We start from the raw sequence: 25,300 nt of genomic DNA, 5'->3' as shown, positions 1-25,300 counted from the left end.
CTACAAGCGACCGCTTAGTATGCAACCGACCGCTCGGTACGGAGGAGGCTTCCGGATGCAGGCATGGCGTGTGTACGAGAACGGGGAACCGGGCGCGGTGATGCGCCGCGAGGAGGTGACACCACCCACGCCCGGCGACGGCCAGGTCCTGCTGAAGGTCCGCGCCGCGAACGTCAACTTCCCCGACGCGCTGCTCTGCCGCGGCCACTACCAGGTGCGCCCCCCGCTGCCCTTCACCCCCGGCGTGGAGGTCTGCGCCGAGACCGAGGACGGCCGCAGGGTCATCACCACCGCGGCCCTCCCGCACGGCGGCTTCGCCGAGTACACCCTCGCCGACGCCGCCGGACTGCTCCCGGCCCCCGAGTCCCTCGACGACGCCGAGGCCGCCGCCCTGCACATCGGCTACCAGACCGGCTGGTTCGGCCTGCACCGTCGGGCCGCCCTCCAGGAGGGCGAGACCCTCCTCGTCCACGCGGCGGCCGGCGGCGTCGGCAGCGCGGCCGTCCAGCTCGGCAAGGCGGCCGGTGCCACCGTCATCGGGGTCGTCGGCGGACCGGAGAAGGCCGCCGTCGCCCGCGCGCTCGGCTGCGACGTGGTCGTCGACCGCCGTTCCGAGGACGTCGTCGCCGCCGTCAAGGCCGCGACCGGCGGCCGCGGCGCCGACGTGATCTACGACCCGGTGGGCGGCGAGGCCTACCAGCAGTCCGCGAAGTGCGTCGCCTTCGAGGGGCGGATCGTGATCGTCGGCTTCGCCAGCGGCAGCGTCCCCGCGCCCGCCCTCAACCACGCCCTGGTGAAGAACTACTCGGTCCTCGGCCTCCACTGGGGGCTGTACGCGGCGAAGGACCCGGCCTCGATCGGGCGCTGCCACGAGACCCTCACCGCCTACGCCGCCAAGGGCCTCATCAAGCCGCTCATCGGCGAACGCGTCCCCTTCGCCGGGGCCGCGGACGCCGTCCAGCGGGTCGCCGACGGCACCACCACCGGCCGCCTCGTCGTCCTCCCGGAAGGAGTCCGCGCATGACCGGTGCCGAGGAACTCCGCGCCCTCACCAGGAAGCTCCTGGACGAGTACCCGCCCGCCACCGCCGACCGCACCGAATTCCTGCGCGCCCGCTTCGACGCCGGACTCGCCTGGGTGCACTACCCGGCCGGCCTCGGCGGACTCGACGCCCCGCGGGCGCTCCAGGCCGTCGTCGACGCCGAACTCGCCGCCGCGGGCGCCCCCGACAACGACCCGCGCAAGATCGGCATCGGCCTCGGCATGGCGGCTCCCACCGTCCTCGCCCACGGCTCGGAGGAGGTCAGGCAGCGCTTCCTCCGGCCGCTCTGGGTGGGGGAAGAGGTGTGGTGCCAGCTCTTCAGCGAGCCCGGCGCCGGCTCCGACCTCGCCGCGCTCGCCACCCGGGCCGTCCGGGACGACGGCGGGGACTGGATCGTGGACGGGCAGAAGGTGTGGACGTCCAGCGCCCACACCGCCCGCTGGGGCATCCTCATCGCCCGTACCGACCCGGACGCCCCCAAGCACCGGGGCATCACCTACTTCGTCTGCGACATGACCGACCCCGGGGTGGAGGTCAGGCCGCTGCGCCAGATCACCGGCGAGGCCGAGTTCAACGAGGTCTTCCTCACCGGCGTGCGCATCCCCGACGCCCACCGCCTCGGCGAGGTCGGCGACGGCTGGCGGGTCGCGCAGACCACCCTCATGAACGAGCGGGTCTCCATCGGCGGATCCCGTATCCCCCGCGAGGGCGGCATGATCGGGAAGGCCGCCACGACCTGGCGCGAGCGGCCCGAGCTGCGCACCCACGACCTGCACCGGCGCCTCCTCGACCACTGGGTGGACGCCGAGGTGGCCAGGCTCGCCGGGGAACGGCTCCGGCAGCAGCTCGTCGCCGGCCGGCCGGGACCCGAGGGCAGCGCGATGAAGCTGGCCTTCGCCCGCCTCAACCAGGCCATCAGCGGCCTGGAGGTCGAACTCCTCGGCGACGAGGGCCTGCTGTACGGGGAGTGGGAGATGCGCCGCCCCGAACTCGTGGACTTCACCGGCCGGGACGCCGGCTACCGCTATCTGCGGTCCAAGGGCAACTCGATCGAGGGCGGCACCAGCGAGGTGCTGCTCAACATCGTCGCCGAGCGGGTCCTCGGCCTGCCGCCCGAGCCCCGCAACGACAAGGACGTCGCCTGGAAGGACCTGGCCCGATGACCGACGTGACGGAACCGACGGAGCAGCCGCTCGACCTCCTCTACTCCGAGACCGAGGACGACCTCCGGGCGGCCGTCCGCGCCCTGCTCGCCGACCGGGCCGACCACCAGACCCTCCTCGGCCGGATCGAGTCGGACAGCCCGTACGTCCCCGGCCTGTGGAAGTCCCTCGCGGCCGACATCGGCGCCGCCGGCCTGCTCGTCCCCGAGAAGCTCGGCGGCCAGGGCGCGAGCCACCGCGAGGCCGCCGTCGTCCTGGAGGAGCTCGGCCGCGCGGTGACCCCGCTGCCGTACCTCACCAGCGCCGTGGTGGCCACCGAGACGCTGCTCGCCCTGGTGGAGGAGGGCGAGGCGGCCGCCGGGCTGCTCGCGGACCTCGCGAGCGGCCGTACGGTCGCGGTCCTCGCCGTACCGCTGTCGACGGCACCCGGCACGGAGCCCCCGCTCGCCGAGGCGGTGGCCGGGGTCGCCGACGCGGCCGCCGCCGACGTGTTCCTCGTCCCGCGCGCCGACGGCCTGTACGCCGTACCGGCCGCGGCGGCGACGGTCGAGGTGCAGACCCCGCTCGACCTCACCCGCCCACTGGCCCGGGTCACCACCCCGGCCGGGAGCGGCACCCGGCTCGCGGGCCCGGAGGCGGCCGGCCCGGCGGTCCGGCGCGGCCTGCTCGCGGGGGCCGGACTCCTCGCCTCCGAGCAGCTCGGCCTCGCCGAGTGGTGCCTGGAGGAGACCGTCAGGCACACCCGTGAGCGCCATCAGTTCAACCGGCCGGTCGGCTCCTTCCAGGCGCTCAAGCACCGCATGGCCCAGCTGTGGCTGGACCTCGTCGGGGCCAGGGCGGCGGCCCGCGCCGCCGCCGACGCCCTGGCCACCGGCAGCGCGGACGCGCCGCTGATCGTGGCCGTCGCGCAGGCGTACTGCTCCAAGACGGCCGTCCGGGCCGCCGAGGAGTGCGTCCAGCTGCACGGCGGGATCGGGATGACCTGGGAGCACCCCGCGCACCTGGCGCTCAAGCGGGCCAAGTCCGACCAGATCGCCCTGGGCTCGGCGGGCCGGCACCAGGACGCGATCGCCGCGCTGGTCGGCCTGGAGCCGCCGCTGTAAGGGGCCCCTGTGTCCACACCCCTTTACATACTGTTTAATTGCAAGCTGTTCGCAATAACAGTTGATCTCCAAGAGGGGTGTGGACACGATGACCGCCCGATTCCTCCGCGGCACGGCCGCCGCGACGCTCGCGGGGGCCGTGGCCCTCACCGCGGCGGCCTGCACGAACCCCGGCTCCACCGCCGGGGGCTCCGGCGGACCCAAGGACTCCGCGGTCGTCGGCATCGCCTACGAGCCCGAGACCCTCAGCCCCCTCCTCGGCTACGGCAAGGACGGCAACTCCAAGATCTTCGACGGGCTCCTCGCCTTCGACGCCGACATGAAGCTCACGCCGGCGCTCGCCCGGGAACTGCCCCACATCAGCGACGGCGGCCTCACCTACACGTACAACCTCCGCGACGGCGTCACCTTCAGCGACGGCACCCCCTTCACCTCGAAGGACGTCGTCTTCACGTACCGGACGATCCTCGACCCGAAGACGAACAACGCCTCCCGCACCGAACTCGACGCCCTCAAGAGCGTCGAGGCGGTCGGCGACGACACCGTCGTCTTCCGGCTCAAGTACCCGTACGCCCCCTTCGCCGAGCGCACCGTCCAGGCCATCGCCCCGGAGCACGTCGCGGCGAAGCAGGACGTCAACACCGGCGCCTTCACCACCGGGCCGATAGGCACCGGCCCGTACGTCCTCACCGGCTGGTCCAAGGGCGAGAAGCTCAGCTTCAAGGCCAACCCGTCCTACTGGAACGGCGCGCCCGCGGTGAAGAAGTTCACCATGGCGATCATCAAGGACGACGACGTCCGCGCCACCCGGCTGCGCGCCGGGGACCTCGACGGCGCCGTCCTGCCGCCCAACCTCGCCGCCGGCTTCAAGACCGACAGGGCGAAGAAGACCTGGGCGGCCAAGAGCTACGACTACCGCACGGTCACCCTCCCCACCCACCACCGGGTGACCGGCGACACCGCCGTCCGCCGCGCCCTCGACATCGCCGTCGACCGCCGGGCCATGGTCGACAAGATCCTCGAAGGCGCCGGAAAGCCCGCCTACGGCCCCGTGCCCACCGACAGCCCCTGGTTCACCCAGGGCACCGAGCGCCGCCACGACCTCGCGGGCGCGAAGAAGATCCTCGACGAGGCCGGCTGGAAGCCAGGACCCGACGGCATCCGCGTCAGGAACGGCGTCCGCGCCGCCTTCCCGCTCTGGTACCTCTCCGGCGACAAACTCCGCCAGGACCACGCCCTCGCCTACGTCTCCGACGCCAAGAAGGCCGGCATCGACATCACCGCCCAGGCCGGCACCTGGGAGGTCATCGAGCCCCGCATGAAGACCGACGCCGTCCTCGCCGGCGGCGGCTCGCCCGGCGACCCCGACTTCGACCAGTACCTGCTCCTGAAGTCCGGCCTCGCCGGCGACGGCTTCAACAACATGGCCTGGTACGACAACAAGACCGTCGACCGCGCCCTGGACGACGGCCGCCGGACGAACGACCCCGCCGGGCGCCGCGCCGCGTACGACACCGTCCAGCGCGAACTGGTGAAGAACCCCGGCTACACCTTCCTCACCCACATCGACCACCTGTACGTCGTCGCCGACGCCTGGGACGGGATGAGCACCCAGGTCGAGCCGCACGACCACGGCCTCGCCTCCGGCCCCTGGTGGAACGTCCAGGACTGGAAGCCGAAGAGCACCGGAGCGACGAAGAAGTGAAGCGCCGCCTCCCCTGGGGGCCCATGGCGCGGATGACGGGACGGCGCGCCCTGGCCGCCGTCCCCGTCCTCCTCGCGGTCACCCTCGCGGTGTTCGCCGTCGCCGAAGCCTCCCCCTTCGACCCCGTCAAGGCCTACGCGGGCACCGCAGGACTCACCGCCTCGCAGGAGAACCTCGACCAGCTCCGCGCCAACCTCGGTGTCGACCGGCCCCTCCTGACCCGCTGGTGGGAGTGGCTCACCTCCGCCGTCACCGGCGACCTCGGCGACTCCTCCGTGATGCGCCGCCCCGTCGCCGACGTCATCGGCGAACGCCTCGGCTGGTCCGTGCTCCTCGCCGTCACCGCCTTCCTCGTCGCCATCGCCCTCGGCACCCTCCTCGGCGTCCTCGCCGGACGCCGCCGCGGCGGCCTCCTCGACCGGTCCGTCAGCTCGATCGCGTACACCCTGGAAGCCGCCCCCGCCTTCTGGCTCGGCCTCCTCGCCATCTGGTTCTTCGCCCTGAAGCTGGGCGTCCTGCCGGCCGGCGGACTCACCGACACCGCGAGCGACACCGTCACCCCCGACCAGGTCGCCCGCCACCTCGTGCTGCCCGCCCTCGTCCTCGGCGTCTCCCAGCTGCCCTGGTTCTTCCTGTACGTCCGCCAGGGCGTCGGCGACGCCCTCGACGAGGACCCGGTACGCGGCGCCCGCGCCCGCGGCCTGCGGGAACGCACCGTCCTCACCGGCCACGCCCTCCGCTCCGGAATGCTGCCCATGCTCACCCTCATCGGCTCCCGCGTCCCCGAACTCATCACCGGCGCGCTGCTCGTGGAGACCGTCTTCAGCTGGCCCGGCATCGCCGCCGCCACCGTCCAGGCCGCCACCTCCGTCGACTTCCCGCTGCTCGCCGCGCTCACCGTCCTCGCCACCGCCGCCGTCCTCCTCGGCAACCTCCTCTCGGACCTGCTGTACGGACTCGCCGACCCGAGGGTGGGCTTCGATGGCTGACCCGCGCACCCACCGCCTGCGGCTCTGGATCTCCGCCCTGGTCGTCGGCGCCGTCCTGCTCGCCGTCCTGCTCGTGCCCCCGCTCGTCCAGCTCGACGAACAGGCCGTCGACCTCTCCCGAAAGCTCCTCCCGCCGTCCTGGGAGCATCCCTTCGGCACCGACGACCTCGGCCGCGACCTCCTCCTGCGCTGCGTCTACGGCCTGCGGATCTCGCTCCTCGTCGGGCTCGTCGCCGCCCTCGTCGCCACCGTCGTCGGCACCGCCGTCGGAGCCGCCGCCGGAGCGCTCGGCGGCTGGACCGACCGCACCCTCATGCGGTTCGTCGACGCCTTCTCCTCCGTACCGCACCTGCTGCTCGGCATCTTCGTCGTCGCCCTCTTCCGGCCCGGCGTCTGGCCCGTGATCGTCTCCGTCGCCGTCACCCACTGGCTCTCCACCGCCCGGATCGTGCGCTCCGAGGTCCTCTCCCTGCGCACCCGGCCCTTCGTCGACGCCGCCGTCTCCGGAGGCGCCTCGCGGTGGCGGGTCGCCGTCCGCCACCTGCTGCCCGCCGTCCTGCCGCAGGCCGGACTCGCGGCCGTCCTGATGGTCCCGCACGCCATGTGGCACGAGTCCGCGCTGTCCTTCCTCGGTCTCGGCCTCCCCAGCCACCAGGCCAGCCTCGGCAACCTCGTACAGAACGCGCGCTCCTCGCTGCTCGCGGGGTACTGGTGGCCCACCCTCTTCCCCGGCCTCCTCCTCATCGTCCCGACCCTCGCCATCGCGGGCCTCGCGGGCGTGTGGCGGGACCGGCTCAACCCGCGTCGCCGATCGGAGCTGATGCTGTGAACGCCCCGAACGCCTCAGGACACCGCGTGCTGCGTGCACTCGACGCCGTCGCCGCCGAGCGGGCCGAGGACGCCGTCCTCAGCGTCCGCGACCTCACCGTCCGCTTCCGGCTGCGCGGCGGCCGGACCGTCGCCGCCGTCACCGGCGCCGACTTCGACCTCGCGGCGGGGGAGTGCCTCGCCCTCGTCGGCGAGAGCGGCTGCGGCAAGTCCGTCCTCGCCTCCGCCCTCCTGGGGCTCCTCCCCGGCAACGCCGAGACCTCCGGTACCGCGCTGATCGACGGCATCGACCTGCTCGCCGCCGACGAGAAGACCCTCGCCCGCACCGTACGGGGCCGCCGCGTCGGCCTCGTACCGCAGAGCCCCGCCGCCCACCTCACCCCCGTCCGCACCGTACGGTCCCAGCTCGAGGAGACCGTCCGCGCCCTCACCGGCACCCCGCGCCGCGAGCGGCGGAAGGCCGCCGAGGACGCCGCCGAACGGGCCGCCTTCCCCGCGGGACACCTCGACCGTCACCCGCACGAGCTCTCCGGCGGCCTCGCCCAGCGCGCCGCCACCGCCCTCGCCCTCATCGGCGACGCCCGGCTGCTGCTCGCCGACGAACCCACCACCGGCCTCGACCGCGACCTCGTCGACCGCACCGCCGACGAACTGCGCCGCCACGCCGACGACGGTCGCGCCCTGCTCCTCATCACCCACGACCTGGCCGCCGCCGAACGCGTCGCCGACCGCGTCGCCGTCATGTACGCGGGCCGCATCGTCGAGATCGCCCCCGCCCACCGCTTCTTCGGACCCACCGGCCCCCGCCACCCCTACGCCCGCGGACTCCTCGACGCCCTTCCCGAGCGGGTGTTCACCCCGATCCCCGGCATGCCGCCGGAACTCTCCGCGCTGCCCGAGGGCTGCGCCTTCGCCCCGCGCTGCCCCCGAGCCACCGAACTCTGCGCCACCCGCCCCGCGTTCACCGCCGGCCTGGCCTGCCACCACCCGGAGCACCCCCGTGCTTGAACTCGACACCGTCACCGCCGGATACGACCGCCGCGCCCCCGTCTTCCGGGGCGCCTCGCTCACCGTCGCCCCCGGCGAGTCCGTCGGACTCCTCGGCCCCAGCGGCTGCGGCAAGTCCACCCTCGCCCGGGTCGCCGCCCTCCTCCACCGTCCCGACGCGGGCCGTCTCGTCCTCGACGGCACCGAGGTCAGGGCCTGGCGCCACCGGGCCCCGCGCGCCCTGCGCACCGCCGTCGGCGTCGTCTTCCAGCAGCCCCGCACCGCCGCCGACCCCCGGCTCACCCTCACCGACCTGATCGCCGAACCCCTGCGCGCCACCGGCCGCCGGGGCGAGGCCGCAGACCGGGTCGCCGAACTCGCCCCGGCCGTCGGACTCACCCCCGACCTGCTCGGCCGCCGCCCCCACGAGGTCAGCGACGGCCAGCTCCAACGCGCCTGCCTCGCCCGCGCCTTGACCCTCCGGCCGCGCTGGCTGATCTGCGACGAGATGACCGCGATGCTCGACGCCTCCACCACGGCCGCCCTGGTCGCCGCCGTCGAGGGCTACCGGGCCGAGACCGGCGCCGGCCTCCTCGCCGTCGGCCACGACCGCGTCCTCCTGAACCGCTGGTGCGACCGTACGGTGGAGTGGAAGGACTGCCTGCCGGGAACCGACGGCGACTGAACCGGCGGAATCTCACCCGTATGGCCGCCCCGCCATACGCCCGGACGGACCGCGCGTTCCGCCACACTGTCCGCCGAACGCCGCAATTCCGGTGCGGCGCAAGGAGGACGTGAGAGCGATGGCCGTTTCCATTTCTGTCGTGGTGCTGCTGCTGATCCTGGCCGTGATCTTCCTGCGGACCGGCGGGCTCAAGGTCACCCACGCGCTCGTCTGCGCCCTGCTCGGCTTCTTCCTCGCCGGCACCAGCATGGCCCCCACCATCCACGACGGCGTCGCCGCCACCGCCGACGTGGTCTCCAGCCTCAGACCGTGATCGTTGCACCGCCGTGAACTGCCCATGAAACCAGGGGCGGTTCCATGTACATCTCACGCACTCGGGCCTAGCGTCGGCCGCCGGCGCGACCGACGTCCGGACCCGAGGAGCCCCCCTTGACCACCCATCCGCCCAGAAGACGAGCCCGCGCGCTCACGCTGATCGCGCTCGCCGCCACCTTCCTGGCCGGCGCCGCACCCGTCGCCCAGGCCGAGGAGATCCCCCTCGCCCCCGGCCACCGCTTCGTGGAGCACTACCAGGGCGCCCCCGCCACCGCCCGTCCCGTCCCCGGCGAGGGCCCCGCCCAGCACCCGTACCTCGCCCCCAACGGACGCAGCGGCATGCACGCCGACGGCGCGGGCAGCGGCACCCACCCGTACCCGGGCCCCCTCGGCCGCTCCCCGGAGGTCGACAGCGAGAAGATCGCCCCCGTCGGCGGCGAGTGCGCCACCGTCACCTTCGACTCCGGCGGCCGGCTCCTCACCGTGTGCGGCACCTTCAGCGGCTTCCTGCTGAAGCTGCTCGACCCGCGCACCCTGGACACCCTCGCCGAGTACAAGCTGCCGCAGCGCTCCTCCACCGTCGAGGCCGTCACCCGCCTCGACTTCGAGAGGATCTTCAAGGACACCTCCGGAGGTGCCTACTTCTACCTCGACCACCGGGACCGGGTCGTCCTCGCCGACTCCCGGCAGCACATCCAGCGCATCGCACACCGTCAGAAGAGCGACGGAACATGGGAGTTCGTCGTCGAGGACGACTGGGACCTCACCTCCCTCGTCCCGCACGACTGCGTCACCTGGACCAACCTCTTCCCCAGCGGCGTCTGCGACCCCGTCACCTCCGTCATGCCCGACTGGGACGGCCGCGTCTGGTGGGTGACCCGCCTCGGCCGCGTCGGCACCGTGGACCCCGCGACGGGCGCCCTGCGCGCGATCCACCTCGAAGGCGAGGAGATCCAGAACTCCTTCTCCGTCGCCGAGGACGGCGTCTCCCTCGTCACCGACCACGCCCTGTACGGCCTCGAGGCCGATGCCGACGGCGTCCCGCGCGTGCGGTGGCGCGAGACGTACGACCGGGGGACCGGCACCAAACCCGGCTCGGTGAACCAGGGTTCGGGCACCACCCCCGACCTCTTCGGCCGCCACGACGAGTACGTCGCCATCACCGACAACGCCGACGACCGCATGAACGTCCTCGTCTACCGCAGGGGCGCCGACGTGCCCGCCGCCGAGCGGCTCGTCTGCAAGGTGCCCGTCTTCGGTCCGGGCGCCTCCACCACCGACAACTCACTGATCAGCTGGGGCGACAGCCTCGTCGTCGAGAACAACTACGGATACGAGAACCCGAGTTCACTCACCTTCGGCCGCAGTGTCGTCGGCGGCGCCACCCGGATCGACGTCCGCGCCGACGGCAGCGGCTGCGACACCGTCTGGGAGAGCGACGTCCGCTCGCCCTCCACCGTGCCGAAGCTCTCCACCGCCAACGGACTGCTCTACTTCTACGAGAAGCGCCCCCACGCCTGGGGCGTCGACGCCTGGTACCTCACGGCCGTCGACTTCCGCACCGGCGCACGGGTCTTCAGCCGCTTCACCGGCACCGGACTCTCCTACGACAACAACTGGGCCCCGATCACCCTCGGACCCGACGGCACCGCGTACGTGGGCGTCTTCAACGGCATCGTCGCCGTCCGCGACAGCGCCTGAGTCGCGCGCGACCGCCCCGGGACCGGATCCCGGGGCGGTCTTCCGTACCGGTCAGACCATCTCGGGCACCTCGCCGACGGTGGTCCTGACGTCGATCACGGCGAAAGCGGCACCCTGCGGGTCCATGATCGACGCGAAACGGCCGAAGGGACTGTCCATCGGACCGAAAATCTTCCGCCCCTTGAGACGTTCGGCCGCCTCGACCGCCTTGTCGCAGTTGTCCACGGCGAAGTAGACCTGGATGTACGGGGGGACCTCCGGCGAGAAGTCCGCCGTCATCACCATCCGGCCGAGCACCGGACCGGCACCGAGGTCGAAGACCCGGTAGTCCATCTCGCCGTCCGGCATCGTCTTGGAGCGGTAGCCGAAGACGGCGGTGAAGAAGTCGTCGGCCTTCGCCGGCTCCCGGGTGAAGACCTCGGCCCAGACGTACGAGCCGCTCTCGCCCTCCAGCTCGAAGCCCTCGTGCGTACCGCCCTGCCAGACACCGAAGACGGCGCCCGACGGCTCCCGCGCGATGCACATCGAACCGAAGTCACCGACCTGCATCGGCTCCATCAGGACGGTGCCGCCCGCGCTCCGGATCTTCTCCGCCGTCGCCGTGACGTCCGGCGAGGAGAAGTACAGACACCAGGCCGACTGCGGCTCCCCGTCCTGTCCCGGCATCGGCGGGACCACGGCCGCGACCGCCTTGCCGTTCTTGTACGCCTGGGTGTAGTTGCCGAATTCCGAGGAGGACTCGCCGAAGGTCCAGCCGAGCACGTCGCCGTAGAACGTCTTGGCGCCCTCGACGTCGGTGAACATCGCGTCGGTCCAGACCGGCGTGCCTTCAGGTCGTGCGGCCATGACGGTGACTCCCACTTCCGAATCGATGACGTGTTCCTGTGGGCCACGCTAGTCACGCTCGTCCCACCCCGCTCGGTGACACGAGGTGACCGGACAGGCGTGTCGTGAACACCGGGACCCGAGGACACGGATCAGGCCGGCAGCCGGCGGCCCACCGGGTAGCGGTGGAACGGGCCGCCGGGCAGCGGCAGCTCGGGCCGCCACATCCGGAGCACCTGCGCGGACGGCACGAACAGCGCCTCCGGCAGGCGGTCCGGGTCCGTCCACTCCCAGCGCTCGATCTTGTCCGGCTCGGCCACGGCGGGCACCCCGCGGAACACCCGCAGCACCGTGGCCGCGGTCATCCGGGTCAGCAGCGAGGAGGTGACCGAGTCCAGGATCAGCCCGATGACCTCCACGTCGGCGGCGTCCGCGACGAGCGCCGTCTCCTCGGCCAGCTCGCGGACCGCCGCGTCCTCGACGGACTCACCGGGTTCGACCATGCCGCCCGGCAGCTCCCACACCCCGGAGCGGTGCAGCCCGAGGAGCACCCGGCCGGCCTCGTCGGTCACCACCACCCCCGCGCCGAGAGAGGCCTGGGGGACCGGTGGCCGGACATTGCGGTGGGCGGCGGCGGCCCGCTCGGGGGTGTTCATGATCCCCTTCTACCAGCAGCGCTCACCGCGCCGCCAGGGAACTACCCGGCCGAGGGGGGAACCACGGCGACCGGGCAGTGCGCGTGGTGCAGCACCGCGTGCGCGACCGAGCCGACGAGCAGCGAGCCGAAGCGATGCCGGTGGTGCCGGCCCACCACCAGCAGACCGGCGTCCCGCGAACCCTCCACGAGCAGCCCCGCCGCGTCCCCCGGCACCACCACCGGAACGACGTCGACCTCCGGCCGGCGGGCGGCGAAGGGCCGCAGCCGCTCCTCCTGCTCCCGCCGCCCCTGCCGTACGAGCTGCTGCTCCATGTCGTCCGCGAGGGGCAGCGGCGGAGGCACCTGGAGCGCCGGGGACGGCGCGACGACCAGCGCGCCCGGCTGCGGGGGCAGCCGGAACGCCGTCACGACCTCCAGCGGTACGACCCGGTGGTACGCCGCCTCGAAGGCGAAGGCCACCACCTCGTCCGGGGTCTCCTCCGTGTGCAGGCCGAGCAGGACCCGGCCCGCCTCCGCACCGCCCTCCAGGGCGGCCGCGCGTGCCTCGTGCGGGACGACGACGAGCGGGCAGGGAGCCGTCGCGGCGAGCGTCCGGCTGGTCGAACCGAGCAGCAGGCTCGCGAAGCCGCCGTGCCCGCGGGAACCGGTCACCAGGAGCCGCGCGCCCCGCGCGGCCGCGGGCAGGGCGTCGGTCACGGCCCCGTCGAGGGACTCGTACCGCACGGGAAGGGTGTGCCCGCGCTCCTCGACCGTCTTCCGTACGGCCGTCACCACCGTGTCGGGAAGCTCCGGAGACGGTCCGAGGGAGGCGATGCGGGCGGCGCCGAGCTGGAGGGCGTCGGACCGCACATGGGCCACGACCAGCGGTGACTCCAGGTGCTCGGCGGCGCTCAGCGCCCACTCGAGGGCCCGGAGACTGTGCTCCGATCCGTCCACGCCGACGACGACCGGAGGCTCGGACGCGGTGCTCAGGTCGCTCAGGGGGAAAGCACTCATGGGGGAATGACTCCCGCGCACGGCGCCGCGCCACACCCCTCGGGGTGCGGCGCGGTGTGGAGGGACGATCAGGCGTTCTGGTCGCGGCGCGCCCGCTCCGCGTCGCGCTCCTTGATGCGGACGGTCTCCTTGCGGACCTCCGCCTGGGTGGCCCGCTCCTTCTGGAGCCACTCGGGGAGCTCCTGCCTGAGCGCGTCGATCTGCTCGGTGGTGAGCGGCTCGGTGATGCCGCCGCGCGCGAGACCGGCGATGGAGACGCCGAGCCGCTGCGCGACCACCGGGCGGGGGTGCGGGCCGTTCTTCCTGAGTTCCTGGAGCCAGGCGGGCGGGTTCGCCTGGAGCTCGTTCAGCTCGGAGCGCGAGACGACACCCTCCTGGAACTCTGCGGGGGTGGCCTCGAGGTACACACCCAGCTTCTTCGCCGCGGTGGCGGGCTTCATCGTCTGGGTGTTCTGGTGCGACGTCATGGTGTCAAGGGTATCGAGCGTGCGGGCGAGTTCCGACCACGGCAGCTACCGGTAACCTGGCGGAGTGACAGGCTCGGACGCTTCCCCCTCGGACACCCCGGCGGATTCCCCCGCGGTCTCCCCCTCTGACCTCCCTTCCGGCACCCCTGCCTTCCGGCTGGCGTACGTGCCCGGAGTGACACCGTCGAAGTGGGTCGGGGTCTGGAAGGAGCGCCTGCCCGACGTGCCCCTGACCCTCCTCGCCGTGACGCCCGCCGAGGCCTTCGGCGCGCTCCGGGAGGGCGTGGCCGACGCCGGCCTGGTCCGGCTGCCCGTCGACCGGGACGACCTCAGCGCGATTCCGCTCTACACGGAGACGACGGTCGTCGTCGTCCCCAAGGACCACCTGTTCGCGGCGGCCGAGGAGGTGTCGGCCGACGACCTCGCCGAGGAGCTCGTCCTCCACCCCCTCGACGACACCCTCGGCTGGGAGCGGCCGCCGGGCCGCGCGGCGAACGAGCGCCCGGAGACGACCGCCGACGCGGTCGAGCTGGTCGCGGCGGGCGTCGGCGTGCTCGCCGTGCCGCAGTCCCTCGCCCGGCTGCACCACCGCAAGGACCTCACCTACCGGACCCTGACCGGCGTCCCGCAGTCGCGGGTGGCCCTGTCCTGGCCGGCGGCCGACGAGGCCCCCGACCTGGTGGAGGAGTTCATCGGCATCGTGCGCGGCCGCACGGTGAACAGCACCCGGGGCCGCCGCGCGGAGGAGCGGAAGGGCCAGAAGCAGCCGAAGAAGGAGCAGAAGCCCGCCAGGTCCGGGAAGCCGGGCGGCGGGTCCCGTACGACGGGGAAGCCGGCGGCCCGCAAGGCCGGCGGCGGAGGTTCCGGCCGGGGCCGTACCGGCGGGAAGCCCCGCAAGAGGTCCTGACCGGCTCCCGTCCGTACGGCGGACTCGCCCACGGTGCCGGGCGGACGCTCGACATACTGACCCCTCCTGATCATCGAGATCACACAGGAGGAGCTTTGGCCGCCAGTTTCAGGACCGTCGTCGAGGTGGGACCGGACCATCTCGAACGGGCCCGGTCCATCGACCGGGTGTTCCAGCAGGCGATCGCGCCCGCGACCGTCAACTTCGACTTCGAGGCGATACGGGCGGCCGCCGCGGCCGTCCCCGACACCACCGTCGTGAGGATGGTCCGGGGCTGGGGCCTCCAGGAGTACGCCCCCGTCCTGGTCATGGTGCTCTCGCTGAAGGAGGCCGTCCGGCAGGCCCTGCCTCCGGAGTACGCGGAAGCGGGGTTCTGGGGGACCGTCGAGCGGGAGCTCGTCGAGGCCTTCACCGGCCTCGCCGGGCAGGAGGGGCAGCCCGGGCTCTCCTTCTACGAGGAGTCCGAGCACCGCACCCGCTTCTACCGGGACCTCTTCTTCGCCCTCCAGGACGAGAAGACCGGACAGGACATCTACGCCCTCGCCTTCTGCGTCGACGTGACCGTCGAGCTGCCGAAGGCGAGGGCCACCACCCTGGAACTGACGGACGTCGTCCCCTTCGCCGTCCGGCTCAACGCGATCGTGGTCCGCCAGGCGGCGTCCGTGGACGCCGCTGTCTGAACCGTGACCGCCTGAGCCGTACCGGCCCGCCGTCCCGGGCCGGACACCCCCCGGCGGTCAACCCCGCCGGCGCCACCGTCCGCCCCGCGCCGCCGCGACGAGCTCCGGCACCGTGGCGAGCTTGACCCGGGGACGCCCCGCGTCCTGGCCCCTGGCCCGCTCCGTACGGTCGATGGCCGCGAGACCGCGCGCGTCGACGAGGTGCCGGCTGCGGCTCCGGGCCAGCCTGCGGAAGTCCTGGGCCGTGCCCGTCGGAGCGGGCAGCGCCCCGGCGACCGCGTCCGCGAGCAGGGTCCCGACCGTCTCCTCGGCGCAGGCCCGGTTGGCGCCGATGCCCCCGGAGGGCCCGCGCTTGATCCAGCCGACGACGTACCCGCCGGGCAGTCCCTTCACCCGCCCGGCCTCGTGCGGCACCGTGCCGGTCGCCTCGTCGAAGGGCAGCCCCGGCAGCGGCACACCGCGGTAGCCGATGGCCCGGACGAGGAGCCCCGTGCCGATCTCCGTACCCGAGGGGGATCCCTCCTCCGTCACCCGGACCGCCCGTACGCCGTCGGTGCCGAGCGCCTCGACCGGGGCGGAGTGGAAGCGGAGCACGATCCGGCGCCGGTCTCGCGCGGGGGCCCGGGTCCAGTCCACCGTCTCGCGGGCCACGTCCCGCAGCAGCGCCGCCTTCTCCCCGGCCGCCGCCGCGTCGACGGCCGCGCCGGTGCGCGGGTCCCGGTCGTCGACGACCAGGTCCACCCCCGGCAGGTGCTTGAGGGCGAGCAGTTCGGACGCGGTGTACGACGCGTGCTCGGGGCCCCTGCGGCCGAGCAGCACCACCTCGCGGACCCGGGCGCCCCGCAGGGCCGCGAGGGCGTGGTCCGCGATGTCCGTACCGGCGAGGTCGGCCGGGTCCATGACGAGGACGCGGGCGACGTCGAGGGCGACGTTGCCGTTGCCGACGACGACGACCCGCTCGGCGGAGAGCCGGACGGCGTCCGCGCCGGTCTCGGGGTGCGCGTTGTACCAGGAGACGACGGAGGTCGCCGAGACGCTGCCGGGCAGCTCCTCGCCGGGGATGCCGAGGCGCCGGTCGGAGGGCGCGCCCACCGCGTAGACCACCGCGTCGTGGTGTGCGGCGACCTCCTCGACGGTGACGTCCTCGCCGATCTCCACGCCGAGCCGCATCCGGACCCGGGGGTGGGAGTGGAAGCGGGCGAAGGTCTCGCCCGCGCCCTTGGTGGCCGGGTGGTCGGGCGCCACTCCGTACCGGAGGAGGCCGCCCGCCACCGGCAGCCGGTCGATCAGCGTCACCTCGGCGTTGGTGTGCAGGAGGAGGTCCTCCGCGGCGTACATGCCGGCGGGTCCGGTGCCGACGACCGCGATCCGCAGCGGCGCGAAGTCGGCGGGCAGCGAGCGGGGGAACGAGGGCTCGCCCCAGGTGTGGAAGTTGGGCGAGGCCAGGGCCGGTTCCGGGGTGCGGTCGGCGTAGTACCGCGCGTTGATCGCCTCGTACTCCCGCAGTCGTCCGGTGAGACGGTCCGCCGGGAAGATCGCGTCGACGGGGCAGGCGTCGGCGCAGGCGCCGCAGTCGATGCAGGTCTTGGGGTCGATGTACAGCATCTCCGTGGTCCCGAAGTCGGCTTCCCCGGGCGCCGGGTGGATGCAGTTGACCGGGCAGACGGCGACGCAGGTGGCGTCGTTGCAGCAGGTCTGGGTGATCGCGTAGGTCATGTCGGCGGCTCTGCTCTGCTCTTCTCGGAGGGGCTCGGCTCGGAGGGGTCAGACGAGGTGGGCGCGCTGGTAGAAGAAGAGCGCGGGCCGGGTCAGCATCCCGACGTCGGCCAGGAACTCCATGAGGCCGGAGCAACTGGCGCGCAGCTGCGCCTTGTAGTGCTCGTTGGCGGCCGCCTCGCGGCGGGCCCGCTCGGGGTCGAGACCGGCCCTGACGTACACCTCCGGGTTCACCAGGCTGGTGATGATGTAGTACGCGGCGATGGCGACCACGAGGGCCTGGAAGTGACGGCGCGGCCGGCTCGCGCGCGCGAGGTGGCGGCGCGTCTCGTCCCGGGCGAACTTCATGTGCCGGGATTCCTCGACGACGTGGATGTTGCTGATGGTGCGGACGAAGGGGACGACCCGCTCGTCGCGCATCCAGTCGCGCTGCATGACGTCGAGGACCTCCTCGGCGACGAGGATGCCCGCGTACGCGGCCTCGCCGAAGCCGACGGTCTTCATGAAGCGCCCGAGTTCGAGCACGGCCCGCTTGGGCCGGTAGGCGGGGGCGCCGAGCTTCTGGGAGCCCCGGGCGAACATGATCGAGTGCCGGCACTCGTCGGCGATCTCGGTGAGGGCCCACTGGAACCGGGGATCGGTGTGGTCCATGCGGTAGATGTCGCGGAGCACCATCTGCTGGAGGATCATCTCGAACCAGATGCCGGTGCTGGCGACCGAGGCGGTCTCCTGCCGGGTCAGCTCCTTGCGCTGCTCCTCGGTCATCTCGTTCCAGTACGCGGTGCCGTAGAGGGAGTTCCACTCGGGGCTCTGCCCGTGGAAGCTCTTGTCGAGGGGGGCGTCCCAGTCGACCTCGACGGCGGGGTCGTACGACAGCTTCGCGGCCGATCGGAGCAGCCGCTCAGCGACGTCGGGGTCTTCGTTGTCCGGGCGAACGGTACTGCTTGCCATGGTGCGGCTCCTTGGGTCGCGATCGGCTCGGTGGAGCTTGTTAGACGCAGTGTCTAGCAAGCTTGTTAGACGGAACGTATAGCAAGAGGGCCGGGCGGGCTACCCCCGGTAAGTACTTTCTTTCCCCACGTACTTGCCCAGGCACGCGAACGGGGCCGGAGCCATGGCGGCTCCGGCCCCGTCAGGGGGTCGCGCTGTGTCAGAAGGTCAGGTTCCAGGCGGCGATCGTGCCCGTGTCCTGGCTCGCGTTGTCGTTCACGCGAAGCTTCCAGACGCCGTTCGCGACCTCCGCCGAGGCGTTGACCGTGAACGTCTGCACGATGTTGTCCGTACCGCTGCCGGTCCGGTTGTGCACCGTGTACACGGTGCCGTCCGGGGCCACCAGGTCGACCTTCAGGTCACCGATGTAGGTGTGCCGGATGTCCACGCCCACCTTGAGCGTGGCCGGCGCGTTGCCCGTCACGCCGCTGACCGTGATGGGGCTCTCGACCGTGGCGTTGTCGGCGATCGCGACGTCGGTCAGGTTCTCGAAGTACGCGCCGGGCGGCGGGGTGGTGCCCCCGACGGCCTTCAGGGCGTCGACCGCGCCCTCACCGAAGAAGCCGTTCTTCGTCGAGGTGCCCGTGCAGCGGGTGTCCGAGGGGCACGCCCTGTCGGTGGCCTGGACACCGAGCTGGTCGCGGATCTGCGCCGGGGTGAACGTCGGGTTCACGCTCGCGATCAGCGCCGCGACGCCCGCCACGTGCGGGGAGGCCATCGACGTGCCGTTCATGTTGCCGTACTTGCCGCCCGGGAGCGTCGAGTAGACACCGGAGGCGCCGTCGCCGCCGGGGGCCGCGATGTCGATGACGCCGTTGCCGAAGTTCGAGTACGAGGCCTTGGCGCCGCCGTTGCCCTGCGCGGCGACCGTCACGACGCCCGGAAGCTCCGTCGGGATGTCGACGCAGGCGTTGGTGATCGTACGGGTGACCGGGGTCGAGTCGTTGGGGCTCTCGGAGTCGGTCGTCTTGTTCGCCAGGTCGTAGTTGGAGTTGCCGGCCGCGGCCACCTGGAGCGAACCCTTGCCCTCGGCGTACGCCTGGGCGCGGCGGACGCCCTCGATGATGGCGGCCTGGTCCACGTTGTCCGGGCAGTTGAACGCCCACGGGTCCGTGTAGTAGCTGTTGTTGGTGACCTTGAAGCCGTGGTCGCCGGCCCACATGAAGCCGCAGATCGTGTTCTCCGCGAAGAACAGGCTGCTGGTCGGCTCCGCGATGCGGACGGAGGATATCTTCACGCCCGGCGCGACGCCGATGACGCCCTTGCCGTTCTTGGCGGCCGCGATCGTGCCCGCGACGTGCGTGCCGTGGGTGCCGACGTCACGCCAGGCACCCGCGCGCGTGTCCGCCTTGCCGTAGGCGCAGGAGGCCGAGTCGGCGGCGTTGAAGTTGGGCGCGATGTCCTGGTGCCGGTCGTCCACGCCGGTGTCGAGGACGCCGACCTTCACCGTCGCCGAACCGGTGGTGACCGCCCAGGCCTGGTCGGCCTTGATCTGCGTCATGTCCCAGCGGTTCGACTCGGTGAGGGTCGTCGTCGACTGTGCCGGGTTCGCCGGGAGCGCCGGGTTGTAGGCGTCGGCGGGGACGTCGGAGGTACGGGTCGCCCCGACCTGCTGGACGCCGCCGACCGCGCGCATCGCCGAGGCGAACGACGCGGACGTCGAGTGCGCCACGATCACGCCGATGGCGTCGTAGGTCGCGAAGACCGAACCGCCGTTGCTCGCCACGGCGCCGCTCACGGCCGAGGTGCCGCCGGGGGCCGTGATCACCAGGTACGCGCGGGTGCCGGCGGCCCAGGCCGCCGACGTCGCCGTGGTCGTGGTGGCCGTCGTCGCCCCCGCCGAACGGGCCGCGACGGGCGCGGTGTCCGACGGTGCTGCCTGGGCGAATCCGGCGGGAGCGGCGAGTGCCACGGTGGTACCGAGGGCGGCGACGGCGATGGCCGACGTTCTCAACCGGCTGGATATGAGGGAAAACAATGCGTCCTCCGATAACCCGGTGGCGCGGGTGGCGCCTGCCGGGCTTTGTGATGTGTGGGGTGGACGCAAGATCCCAGACTCGTGCCCCGGAGGGAAGAGTTCTGTCCGAGAAGCCCGTTCGCGTTACGCACTGTTGACCGAACAGTGCCGGAAGGGGCAGGGTTTCGGGCACCCCGCCCCTTTTGTCACCTCTGCTTCAGGTACGGACCTGCGTCTACTTCAGGTACGGACCTGCGGCGCCGATCTTGCCCGGGCCGTTCAGGACGTACACCCGCAGGTTGCCCTTGCCGGGTGCGGTGACCGCGAGGGTGCCGTTGGTGACGGTCCGGACGTCGCCGGTGACGGCGTCGGTGTACGTGCCGTTCGGGACGCCCGAGTAGGTCGCCCCGCCCGAGACCGTGACCAGCGCGAAGCTGTCCGTACCGCCGCTGGTGTAGCGGCGCTTGAACGCCATGCCGCCCGAGACGCCCTCGGTGGAGTACTGGCCCGTCTGCAGCGCGGGGATCGCGCGGCGGATCTGGTTGAGCCGCTGCACGTGCCGCACCAGGGGCTGCTGAAGCGTGGTGGCGACCGCTCCGGAGGCCGCGGAGACCTGGGAGAAGTCGGAGGCCGTGACCGAGCCGGCGACGTGCTCGCCGAAGTAGGCGCGGCCGGTCGTGGCGAGCGGACAGGTCGGCCCGCAGTCGATCTTCTTCCCCTTCTGGAACTCGATCTCGGAGCCGTAGTAGAGCGTCGGGATGCCGCGGAACGTCCACATCAGGGACATGTTCTCGGCCCAGGCGTCGGTGCCGCCCGTGTACCGCTCGCTCGACTTGTTGGGACCGTAGTCGTGGCTGTCGACGTAGACGACGTTGTACGTGGCGTCGTTGTAACTGTCGTCCGAGTCCTTGCCGTTGGAGAAGGCGTTGTACGCGTCACCGAAGTTCATGTGCATGCGCATGTCGATGACGTTCATGCCGGAGAAGCGGCTGTGGTCGGGCGTGTGGTAGCTGTTCCCGTCCAGGAAGGCGTTGGTGGAGGTGGGCTGGCTTCCCGTGCCCTGCTGCTGCTCGTAGTCGTACATCTCCAGGGCGGCCTTGCCGTCGTCGGCGTCGTACTCCTTGCGTTCCTTCCAGGTGAAGAACTGCGCGGAGTGGTTCACCGAACCGCGGTTCCACTTGTCGTTGACGAAGGCGGCGACCTCGCCGAAGACGAAGAAGTTCTTCGCGGCCTCGGCCCCGTGGCGCTGCGTCACCCGTTCCTGGAGGGCGGGCAGGAAGCGGCGGTTCCAGGTGGTGCGGGGGATGTGCACGGCCGTGTCGACGCGGAAGCCGTCGACGCCCATGTCGATGTACTTGTTGTAGGCGCCGATCAGGTAGTTCTGCACGGTCGGGTTCTCGGTGTTGAGGTCCGCCAGGTCCTCGTGCAGCCAGCAGGAACGTGAGTCCTCACCCTCCCAGTTGCCGATCCAGCACTGGTGGAAGAGGGCCTTCGGGAACATGCCTGACGTGGGGCTCGGCCACTGGCAGTTGTAGACGGTGTGGCCCTCGGCGCTCTTGCCGCCCGTCGGCTTCCCCCAGTCGAGACAGGTGTTGCCGGTCGGCTCCGCCGTCGACCACAGGTCGCCGTTGTAGTACGACTTCCCGGTCTTCGGGTCGATCGTCAGGCCGTCGTACTCGAAGCCGGGCTGCTTCTCGTCGTAGTACCAGCTCCACTGGCTGTCCCGCACGCCGTACACGGTGGGCGTGAACAGGCCCTTGGCGCCCCAGCGGGAGGAGTGGTTGTAGACGACGTCCTGGTAGATCTTCATGCCCTTGGCGTGGGCCGCGTCGATCAGGTCCTGGTAGGAGGCGCCCGCCGACTCCAGGCGCGGGTCGACCTTGTAGAAGTCCCAGCCGTGGTAGCCGTGGTGGTCGTAGTCGGACCGGTTGAGGACCACCGGCGTGACCCATATCGCCGAGAAGCCGAGGCCCTTGACGTAGTCCAGCTTCTGGATGAGGCCCTTGAAGTCGCCCCGGAACATGGGGTCGTCGTTGGCCGCGTTGCCCGACTTGACGTGCTGGCTTCCGCCGCGGTTGTTCGACGGGTCGCCGTCGTTGAACCGGGCGGTGAGGACGAAGTAGATCGGGTCCTTGCGCGGATCGGTGCCGAGCGGCTTCCCGGTGCCGGGGTTCGCCGGCCTGTCGCCGGTGGTGGCGGTCGCGGGAGTCGAGGCGGCGGAGACGTTCCCGGCCGCGTCCACGGCCCTCACCGTGTACGTGTAGGCGGTCCGTTCGGCCAGGCCCGTGTCGGAGAACACGGTGGACCCGACGTCGGTGACGACCGTGCCGCCGCTGCCGCCGGTACGGGTGACCTGGTACTTCGTCACGCCCCTGTCGTCGGTGGCGGGGTCCCAGCCGAGCAGCACCGAGACGCCGTCGGCGGCGGCGGTGAGCCGGCCGGGGGCGGTCGGCGCCTGGGTGTCGGGGGTCGCGGCGGCGCACGGATCGGTCGCGTTCGCCTTCACCACGTTGTTCCGTACGGTGCTGACGCCGGTTCCGAGGGCGTAGTCCGAGCCTCCGTTGTTGTCCCACGTGCCGTTGCCGTTGTTGAACGCGGCCTTGAAGGAGGCGGCCGTCCCGAGGTCGATCTCCCGCTTCCACCAGCCGGCACAGGCGGCCTGCGTACCGACGCCGGGGACGGCCGTCCAGGCGCCGCCGGCCGGCTGGTAGTGAACGTTGACGGTGGACCAGCCGAGCGTCTCGGTGGAGTAGTAGACGGTGGCCTTGGCACCCGGGGTGGGCGTGGCGCCCGAGCACGGGTCGGAGTGGGCGACGACCCCGTCCTTGACGGTGAGGGCGCCGGTGCCCAGGGCGTAGTTCTTGCCGCCGTTGTTGTCCCAGGTGCCGGTGCCGTTGTTGAAGGTGGCCCGGAGCCCGGTGGCCGTGCCGAGGGTGACGGTCCTCTTCACCCAGTCCGTGCAGGCGGGCTCCATGTCGACACCGGGGACCGCGGTCCAGGCGCCGCCGTCGGGGGCGTAATGCAGCTTGTACGCGGCCCAGTTCTTCGTCTTGGTCCAGTAGAAGACCGTCGCCGTGTTCTCCGTGGCGGCCGCCACCGGGGCGGTCCGGGGCGAGGGGGCGTCGGGCGGTGCGGCGAACAGGCCGAGCAGGCCGGCGGCCACGACCAGGACGGCCACCGGGCGCCCTGGTGGCCGTGTGGGGGTGTGGGTCATCTCGTCTCCAGGCGGGGCGCGTTCCGTACGGGCCGGCGGGAGAAGGGGATCGGCACCGCTGGAAACGCTGTCGGAAAGTTTCTGAAACATCTTGCGTCGGCGGGAAGTTACCGCCGACGGCGCCTGGAGGTAAAGACTTCTGTCCGAAGTGGTGTCCGCGTTCGGGGAGTTCGGCCGGTCGCGGTGAAGGGGAGGGTGTGCGGGCGGGCCTCAGGGGCGCGGCCAGGGGCGCCCCTCCAAGCGCTCGATGTCCCGGTTGAAGCGTTCGAGGAAGGCGGCGAAGCGGGCCACGTCCTCGGGCGACCAGTGCTCCATGACCCGCTCCAGGCCCTCGATGTTCGAGGTCCGGTCCGCCTCCAGGCGGCGCTCGCCCTCCTCGGTGATGCGGAACTTGCGGGCGATGCCGCCCTCGGGGTCCGGAATGCGTTCCACGACCCCGGCGCGCAGCATGGCCGCCGTCTGGCGGTTCAGGGTGGAGGCGTCGAGGCCGAAGGCCTCGCTGAGCTGCCCGATGGACATCGGCCCGTGCATCCTGATGCGGCTCAGCAGGACGTACGCGCTGCGGTCGAGGTGGCCGCCGGAGGCGCGGGAGCGAGGTGCGTACAGAAGGGCGTGCCGGCCGAGCAGCATGGTCTCGAACTCGACCAGATGGGTGGGCTTGTCCACGGGCTTGTCCATGGCTCCATTCTCCCTCGCGGTGATCCATTGTGCAGCATGCATATGTTGTGCATTCCGCAATAGATGTGCATGATGCACAAGACTGCGCACGGCGAACCGTGCCGCACCCCGCACCATCCGCAGGACCGAGGGAGAACTCGTGGACGGCTCCAAGCCCGACGCCCGGCCCGGAGGCGTCGTCGGCGTCCTCGCACTCGCCGGCATCGTGGCCGCACTCATGCAGACCCTGGTGGTGCCGCTCATCGGCGACCTCCCCAGGCTGCTCGACACCACCGCGTCCAACGCCTCCTGGGTGATCACCGCCACCCTGCTCGCCGGCGCCGTCGCCACCCCCGTGGCCGGCCGGCTCGGCGACACCCTCGGCAAGCGGCGGGTGCTGTTGGTCTCCGTGATCCCGCTGATCGCCGGCTCGGTGGTCTGCGCGCTCGCCTCCTCCGTCGTCCCGATGATCGTCGGACGCGGCCTCCAGGGCCTCGGCATGGGCGTCGTACCGCTCGGCATCAGCCTGCTCCGCGACATCCTCCCGCCCGAGAAGCTCGGCGGATCCATCGCCCTGATGAGCGCCTCCATGGGCGTCGGCGGCGCCCTCGGCCTGCCGTTCTCCGCCGCCGTCGCCGAGAACGCCAGCTGGCGCGTGCTCTTCTGGGTCGCCGCCGGAATGAGCGTCCTGGTGGGCGTCCTGATCTGGCGCGTCGCCCCGGCCGGTCGCCGCGCCCCCGCCGCCGGCCGCTTCGACGTCCCCGGCGCCCTCGGCCTCGGCATCGGGCTCGTCGCGCTGCTGCTCGCCGTCTCCAAGGGCGCGACCTGGGGCTGGGGCAGTGGCACCACCCTCGGCCTCTTCGCCCTCGCGGCCGTCGTCCTGCTCGGCTGGGGCGCCTGGGAACTGCGTGTACCCGAGCCCCTCGTCGATCTGCGGGTCACCGCCCGCCCGGTCGTCCTGCTCACCAACACGGCGTCGATCCTGGTCGGATTCGCCATGTACGCGCAGTCCCTGGTCGTGCCCCAGCTGTTCCAGCTGCCCGAGGCCACCGGCTACGGCCTCGGCCAGTCGATGATGGCCATGGGTCTGTGGATGGCCCCCGCGGGCCTGATGATGATGGTCCTGGCGCCGCTCGGCGCCAAGCTCTCGGCCGCCCGCGGCCCCAAGGTCACGCTCTCCGTCGGCGCCCTCGTCATCGCCGCCGGCTACGGCTCCTCGCTCGCCCTGATGGGTTCCACCGGCGGCCTGCTCGTCGTCACGCTCATCTGCAACACCGGCGTCGGACTCGCCTACGGCGCCATGCCGGCGCTCATCATGGGCGCGGTCCCGCAGGAGGAGACCGCGTCGGCCAACAGCTTCAACACCCTGATGCGCTCCATCGGCACCTCCGTGTCGGCCGCCGTCATCGGCGTCGTCCTCGCCCAGATGACCACGACCCTGGGCGGCCACGCACTGCCGTCCGAGGACGGCTTCCGCGTCGCCATGCTCATCGGCTGCGGGGTCGGCCTGGTGGCCGCGGTCGTCGCCGCCCTCATCCCCGCCAAGGCCGCGGCGACGCCCGCGGCCGACCCGAAGGACACGGAACCGGACACCGCCCCGCGCACCCCCTCCGGGGCCGCCGCCTGACCGGACGCCGGATCACGGCGCGGCCACGGGCCGGTGCGGTCAGGGATCGGTGCGGGCACGGGGAGCACACCCCGGCCCGCACCGGCCG

General features: G+C 72.2%; 22 protein-coding genes. 13 read left to right on the top strand and 9 right to left on the bottom strand.

Features of this window, described 5'->3' with window-relative positions:
- The first annotated feature begins 55 nt into the window (after positions 1-55).
- The 10 genes from ACFWUY_RS18880 (at position 56) to ACFWUY_RS18835 (ending at position 10,518) form a co-directional block, all read left to right on the top strand.
- Positions 56-1,024 carry an NADPH:quinone oxidoreductase family protein gene (locus ACFWUY_RS18880; RefSeq protein ID WP_384109047.1) on the top strand — a complete coding sequence of 323 codons (969 nt, stop codon included), beginning with the start codon at positions 56-58 and terminating at the stop codon, positions 1,022-1,024.
- Positions 1,021-2,205 (top strand): acyl-CoA dehydrogenase family protein, encoded by a 1,185-nt coding sequence (locus ACFWUY_RS18875; protein WP_384109044.1) that lies wholly within the window; start codon positions 1,021-1,023, stop codon positions 2,203-2,205. Before ACFWUY_RS18880 ends, ACFWUY_RS18875 begins: the two co-directional genes overlap by 4 nt.
- Positions 2,202-3,308 carry an acyl-CoA dehydrogenase family protein gene (locus ACFWUY_RS18870; RefSeq protein WP_384109041.1) on the top strand — a complete coding sequence of 369 codons (1,107 nt, stop codon included), beginning with the start codon at positions 2,202-2,204 and terminating at the stop codon, positions 3,306-3,308. Before ACFWUY_RS18875 ends, ACFWUY_RS18870 begins: the two co-directional genes overlap by 4 nt.
- 88 nt (positions 3,309-3,396) lie before the next feature.
- Positions 3,397-5,013, top strand: coding sequence for an ABC transporter substrate-binding protein (locus tag ACFWUY_RS18865; RefSeq protein WP_384109038.1), 1,617 nt, complete (start codon positions 3,397-3,399; stop codon positions 5,011-5,013).
- The gene (locus tag ACFWUY_RS18860; protein WP_384109036.1) at positions 5,010-6,002 is read left to right on the top strand and encodes an ABC transporter permease; all 993 of its coding nucleotides are present in this window, start codon (positions 5,010-5,012) and stop codon (positions 6,000-6,002) included. Before ACFWUY_RS18865 ends, ACFWUY_RS18860 begins: the two co-directional genes overlap by 4 nt.
- A complete protein-coding gene (locus ACFWUY_RS18855) occupies positions 5,995-6,831 on the top strand; it encodes an ABC transporter permease (RefSeq protein ID WP_384109033.1) in 837 nt (278 codons plus the stop codon). The genes ACFWUY_RS18860 and ACFWUY_RS18855 overlap by 8 nt, the downstream gene beginning before the upstream one ends.
- A 26-nt stretch (positions 6,832-6,857) precedes the next feature.
- Entirely contained in the window at positions 6,858-7,838 is a 981-nt protein-coding gene (locus ACFWUY_RS18850; RefSeq protein WP_384109030.1) for an ABC transporter ATP-binding protein, read from the top strand.
- Positions 7,831-8,502 carry an ABC transporter ATP-binding protein gene (locus ACFWUY_RS18845; protein ID WP_384109027.1) on the top strand — a complete coding sequence of 224 codons (672 nt, stop codon included), beginning with the start codon at positions 7,831-7,833 and terminating at the stop codon, positions 8,500-8,502. The genes ACFWUY_RS18850 and ACFWUY_RS18845 overlap by 8 nt, the downstream gene beginning before the upstream one ends.
- A gap of 118 nt (positions 8,503-8,620) precedes the next feature.
- A complete protein-coding gene (locus ACFWUY_RS18840) occupies positions 8,621-8,815 on the top strand; it encodes a hypothetical protein (protein WP_384109024.1) in 195 nt (64 codons plus the stop codon).
- A 116-nt stretch (positions 8,816-8,931) separates the two neighbouring features.
- Positions 8,932-10,518: a hypothetical protein gene (locus ACFWUY_RS18835; RefSeq protein ID WP_384109021.1), complete on the top strand. Its 1,587-nt coding sequence runs from the start codon at positions 8,932-8,934 to the stop codon at positions 10,516-10,518.
- 51 nt (positions 10,519-10,569) lie between these two features.
- Here the strand turns inward: ACFWUY_RS18835 and ACFWUY_RS18830 are convergent, their stop codons facing one another.
- The 4 genes from ACFWUY_RS18830 to ACFWUY_RS18815 all read right to left on the bottom strand — a co-directional run bounded on the left by ACFWUY_RS18830 (position 10,570) and on the right by ACFWUY_RS18815 (position 13,464).
- Positions 10,570-11,364, bottom strand: a complete 795-nt coding sequence (locus ACFWUY_RS18830; protein WP_384109018.1) for a VOC family protein — start codon at positions 11,362-11,364, stop codon at positions 10,570-10,572.
- 131 nt (positions 11,365-11,495) lie between these two features.
- Positions 11,496-11,999 (bottom strand): NUDIX hydrolase, encoded by a 504-nt coding sequence (locus ACFWUY_RS18825; RefSeq protein ID WP_384109015.1) that lies wholly within the window; start codon positions 11,997-11,999, stop codon positions 11,496-11,498.
- 41 nt (positions 12,000-12,040) lie between these two features.
- Positions 12,041-12,997 (bottom strand): universal stress protein, encoded by a 957-nt coding sequence (locus ACFWUY_RS18820; RefSeq protein ID WP_384109012.1) that lies wholly within the window; start codon positions 12,995-12,997, stop codon positions 12,041-12,043.
- A 68-nt stretch (positions 12,998-13,065) separates the two neighbouring features.
- Positions 13,066-13,464, bottom strand: a complete 399-nt coding sequence (locus ACFWUY_RS18815) for a DUF5997 family protein (RefSeq protein WP_384109009.1) — start codon at positions 13,462-13,464, stop codon at positions 13,066-13,068.
- Between the two features lie 64 nt (positions 13,465-13,528).
- Here ACFWUY_RS18815 and ACFWUY_RS18810 point away from each other — a divergent pair, with 64 nt between their 5' ends.
- Positions 13,529-14,371 (top strand): LysR family substrate-binding domain-containing protein, encoded by an 843-nt coding sequence (locus ACFWUY_RS18810; protein WP_384109006.1) that lies wholly within the window; start codon positions 13,529-13,531, stop codon positions 14,369-14,371.
- Between the two features lie 95 nt (positions 14,372-14,466).
- Positions 14,467-15,051 carry a Type-2Aa cytolytic delta-endotoxin gene (locus tag ACFWUY_RS18805; RefSeq protein WP_384109003.1) on the top strand — a complete coding sequence of 195 codons (585 nt, stop codon included), beginning with the start codon at positions 14,467-14,469 and terminating at the stop codon, positions 15,049-15,051.
- A 57-nt stretch (positions 15,052-15,108) separates the two neighbouring features.
- On the opposite strand, the gene ACFWUY_RS18800 is transcribed toward ACFWUY_RS18805, so the two are convergent.
- The 5 genes from ACFWUY_RS18800 to ACFWUY_RS18780 all read right to left on the bottom strand — a co-directional run bounded on the left by ACFWUY_RS18800 (position 15,109) and on the right by ACFWUY_RS18780 (position 23,606).
- Complete coding sequence (locus ACFWUY_RS18800) at positions 15,109-16,767, bottom strand: FAD-dependent oxidoreductase (RefSeq protein WP_384109000.1); 1,659 nt, start codon at positions 16,765-16,767, stop codon at positions 15,109-15,111.
- Positions 16,768-16,815: 48 nt separating this feature from the next.
- A complete protein-coding gene (locus ACFWUY_RS18795; protein WP_384108997.1) occupies positions 16,816-17,718 on the bottom strand; it encodes a diiron oxygenase in 903 nt (300 codons plus the stop codon).
- Between the two features lie 199 nt (positions 17,719-17,917).
- Positions 17,918-19,696, bottom strand: a complete 1,779-nt coding sequence (locus ACFWUY_RS18790) for a S8 family serine peptidase (protein ID WP_384109223.1) — start codon at positions 19,694-19,696, stop codon at positions 17,918-17,920.
- A gap of 253 nt (positions 19,697-19,949) precedes the next feature.
- Positions 19,950-22,928 carry a carbohydrate binding domain-containing protein gene (locus tag ACFWUY_RS18785; RefSeq protein WP_384108994.1) on the bottom strand — a complete coding sequence of 993 codons (2,979 nt, stop codon included), beginning with the start codon at positions 22,926-22,928 and terminating at the stop codon, positions 19,950-19,952.
- A gap of 210 nt (positions 22,929-23,138) precedes the next feature.
- The gene (locus ACFWUY_RS18780) at positions 23,139-23,606 is read right to left on the bottom strand and encodes a MarR family winged helix-turn-helix transcriptional regulator (protein ID WP_384108991.1); all 468 of its coding nucleotides are present in this window, start codon (positions 23,604-23,606) and stop codon (positions 23,139-23,141) included.
- A gap of 139 nt (positions 23,607-23,745) precedes the next feature.
- Between ACFWUY_RS18780 and ACFWUY_RS18775 the strand changes: the two genes are divergently transcribed.
- On the top strand, positions 23,746-25,212 hold the full coding sequence (locus ACFWUY_RS18775) for an MFS transporter (protein ID WP_384108988.1): 1,467 nt from the start codon (positions 23,746-23,748) through the stop codon (positions 25,210-25,212).
- Positions 25,213-25,300: the final 88 nt, after the last annotated feature.

The organism is Streptomyces sp. NPDC058664, assembly GCF_042716635.1.
Classification (GTDB): domain Bacteria; phylum Actinomycetota; class Actinomycetes; order Streptomycetales; family Streptomycetaceae; genus Streptomyces.
This window is presented reverse-complemented; position numbering and strand designations above follow the sequence as displayed.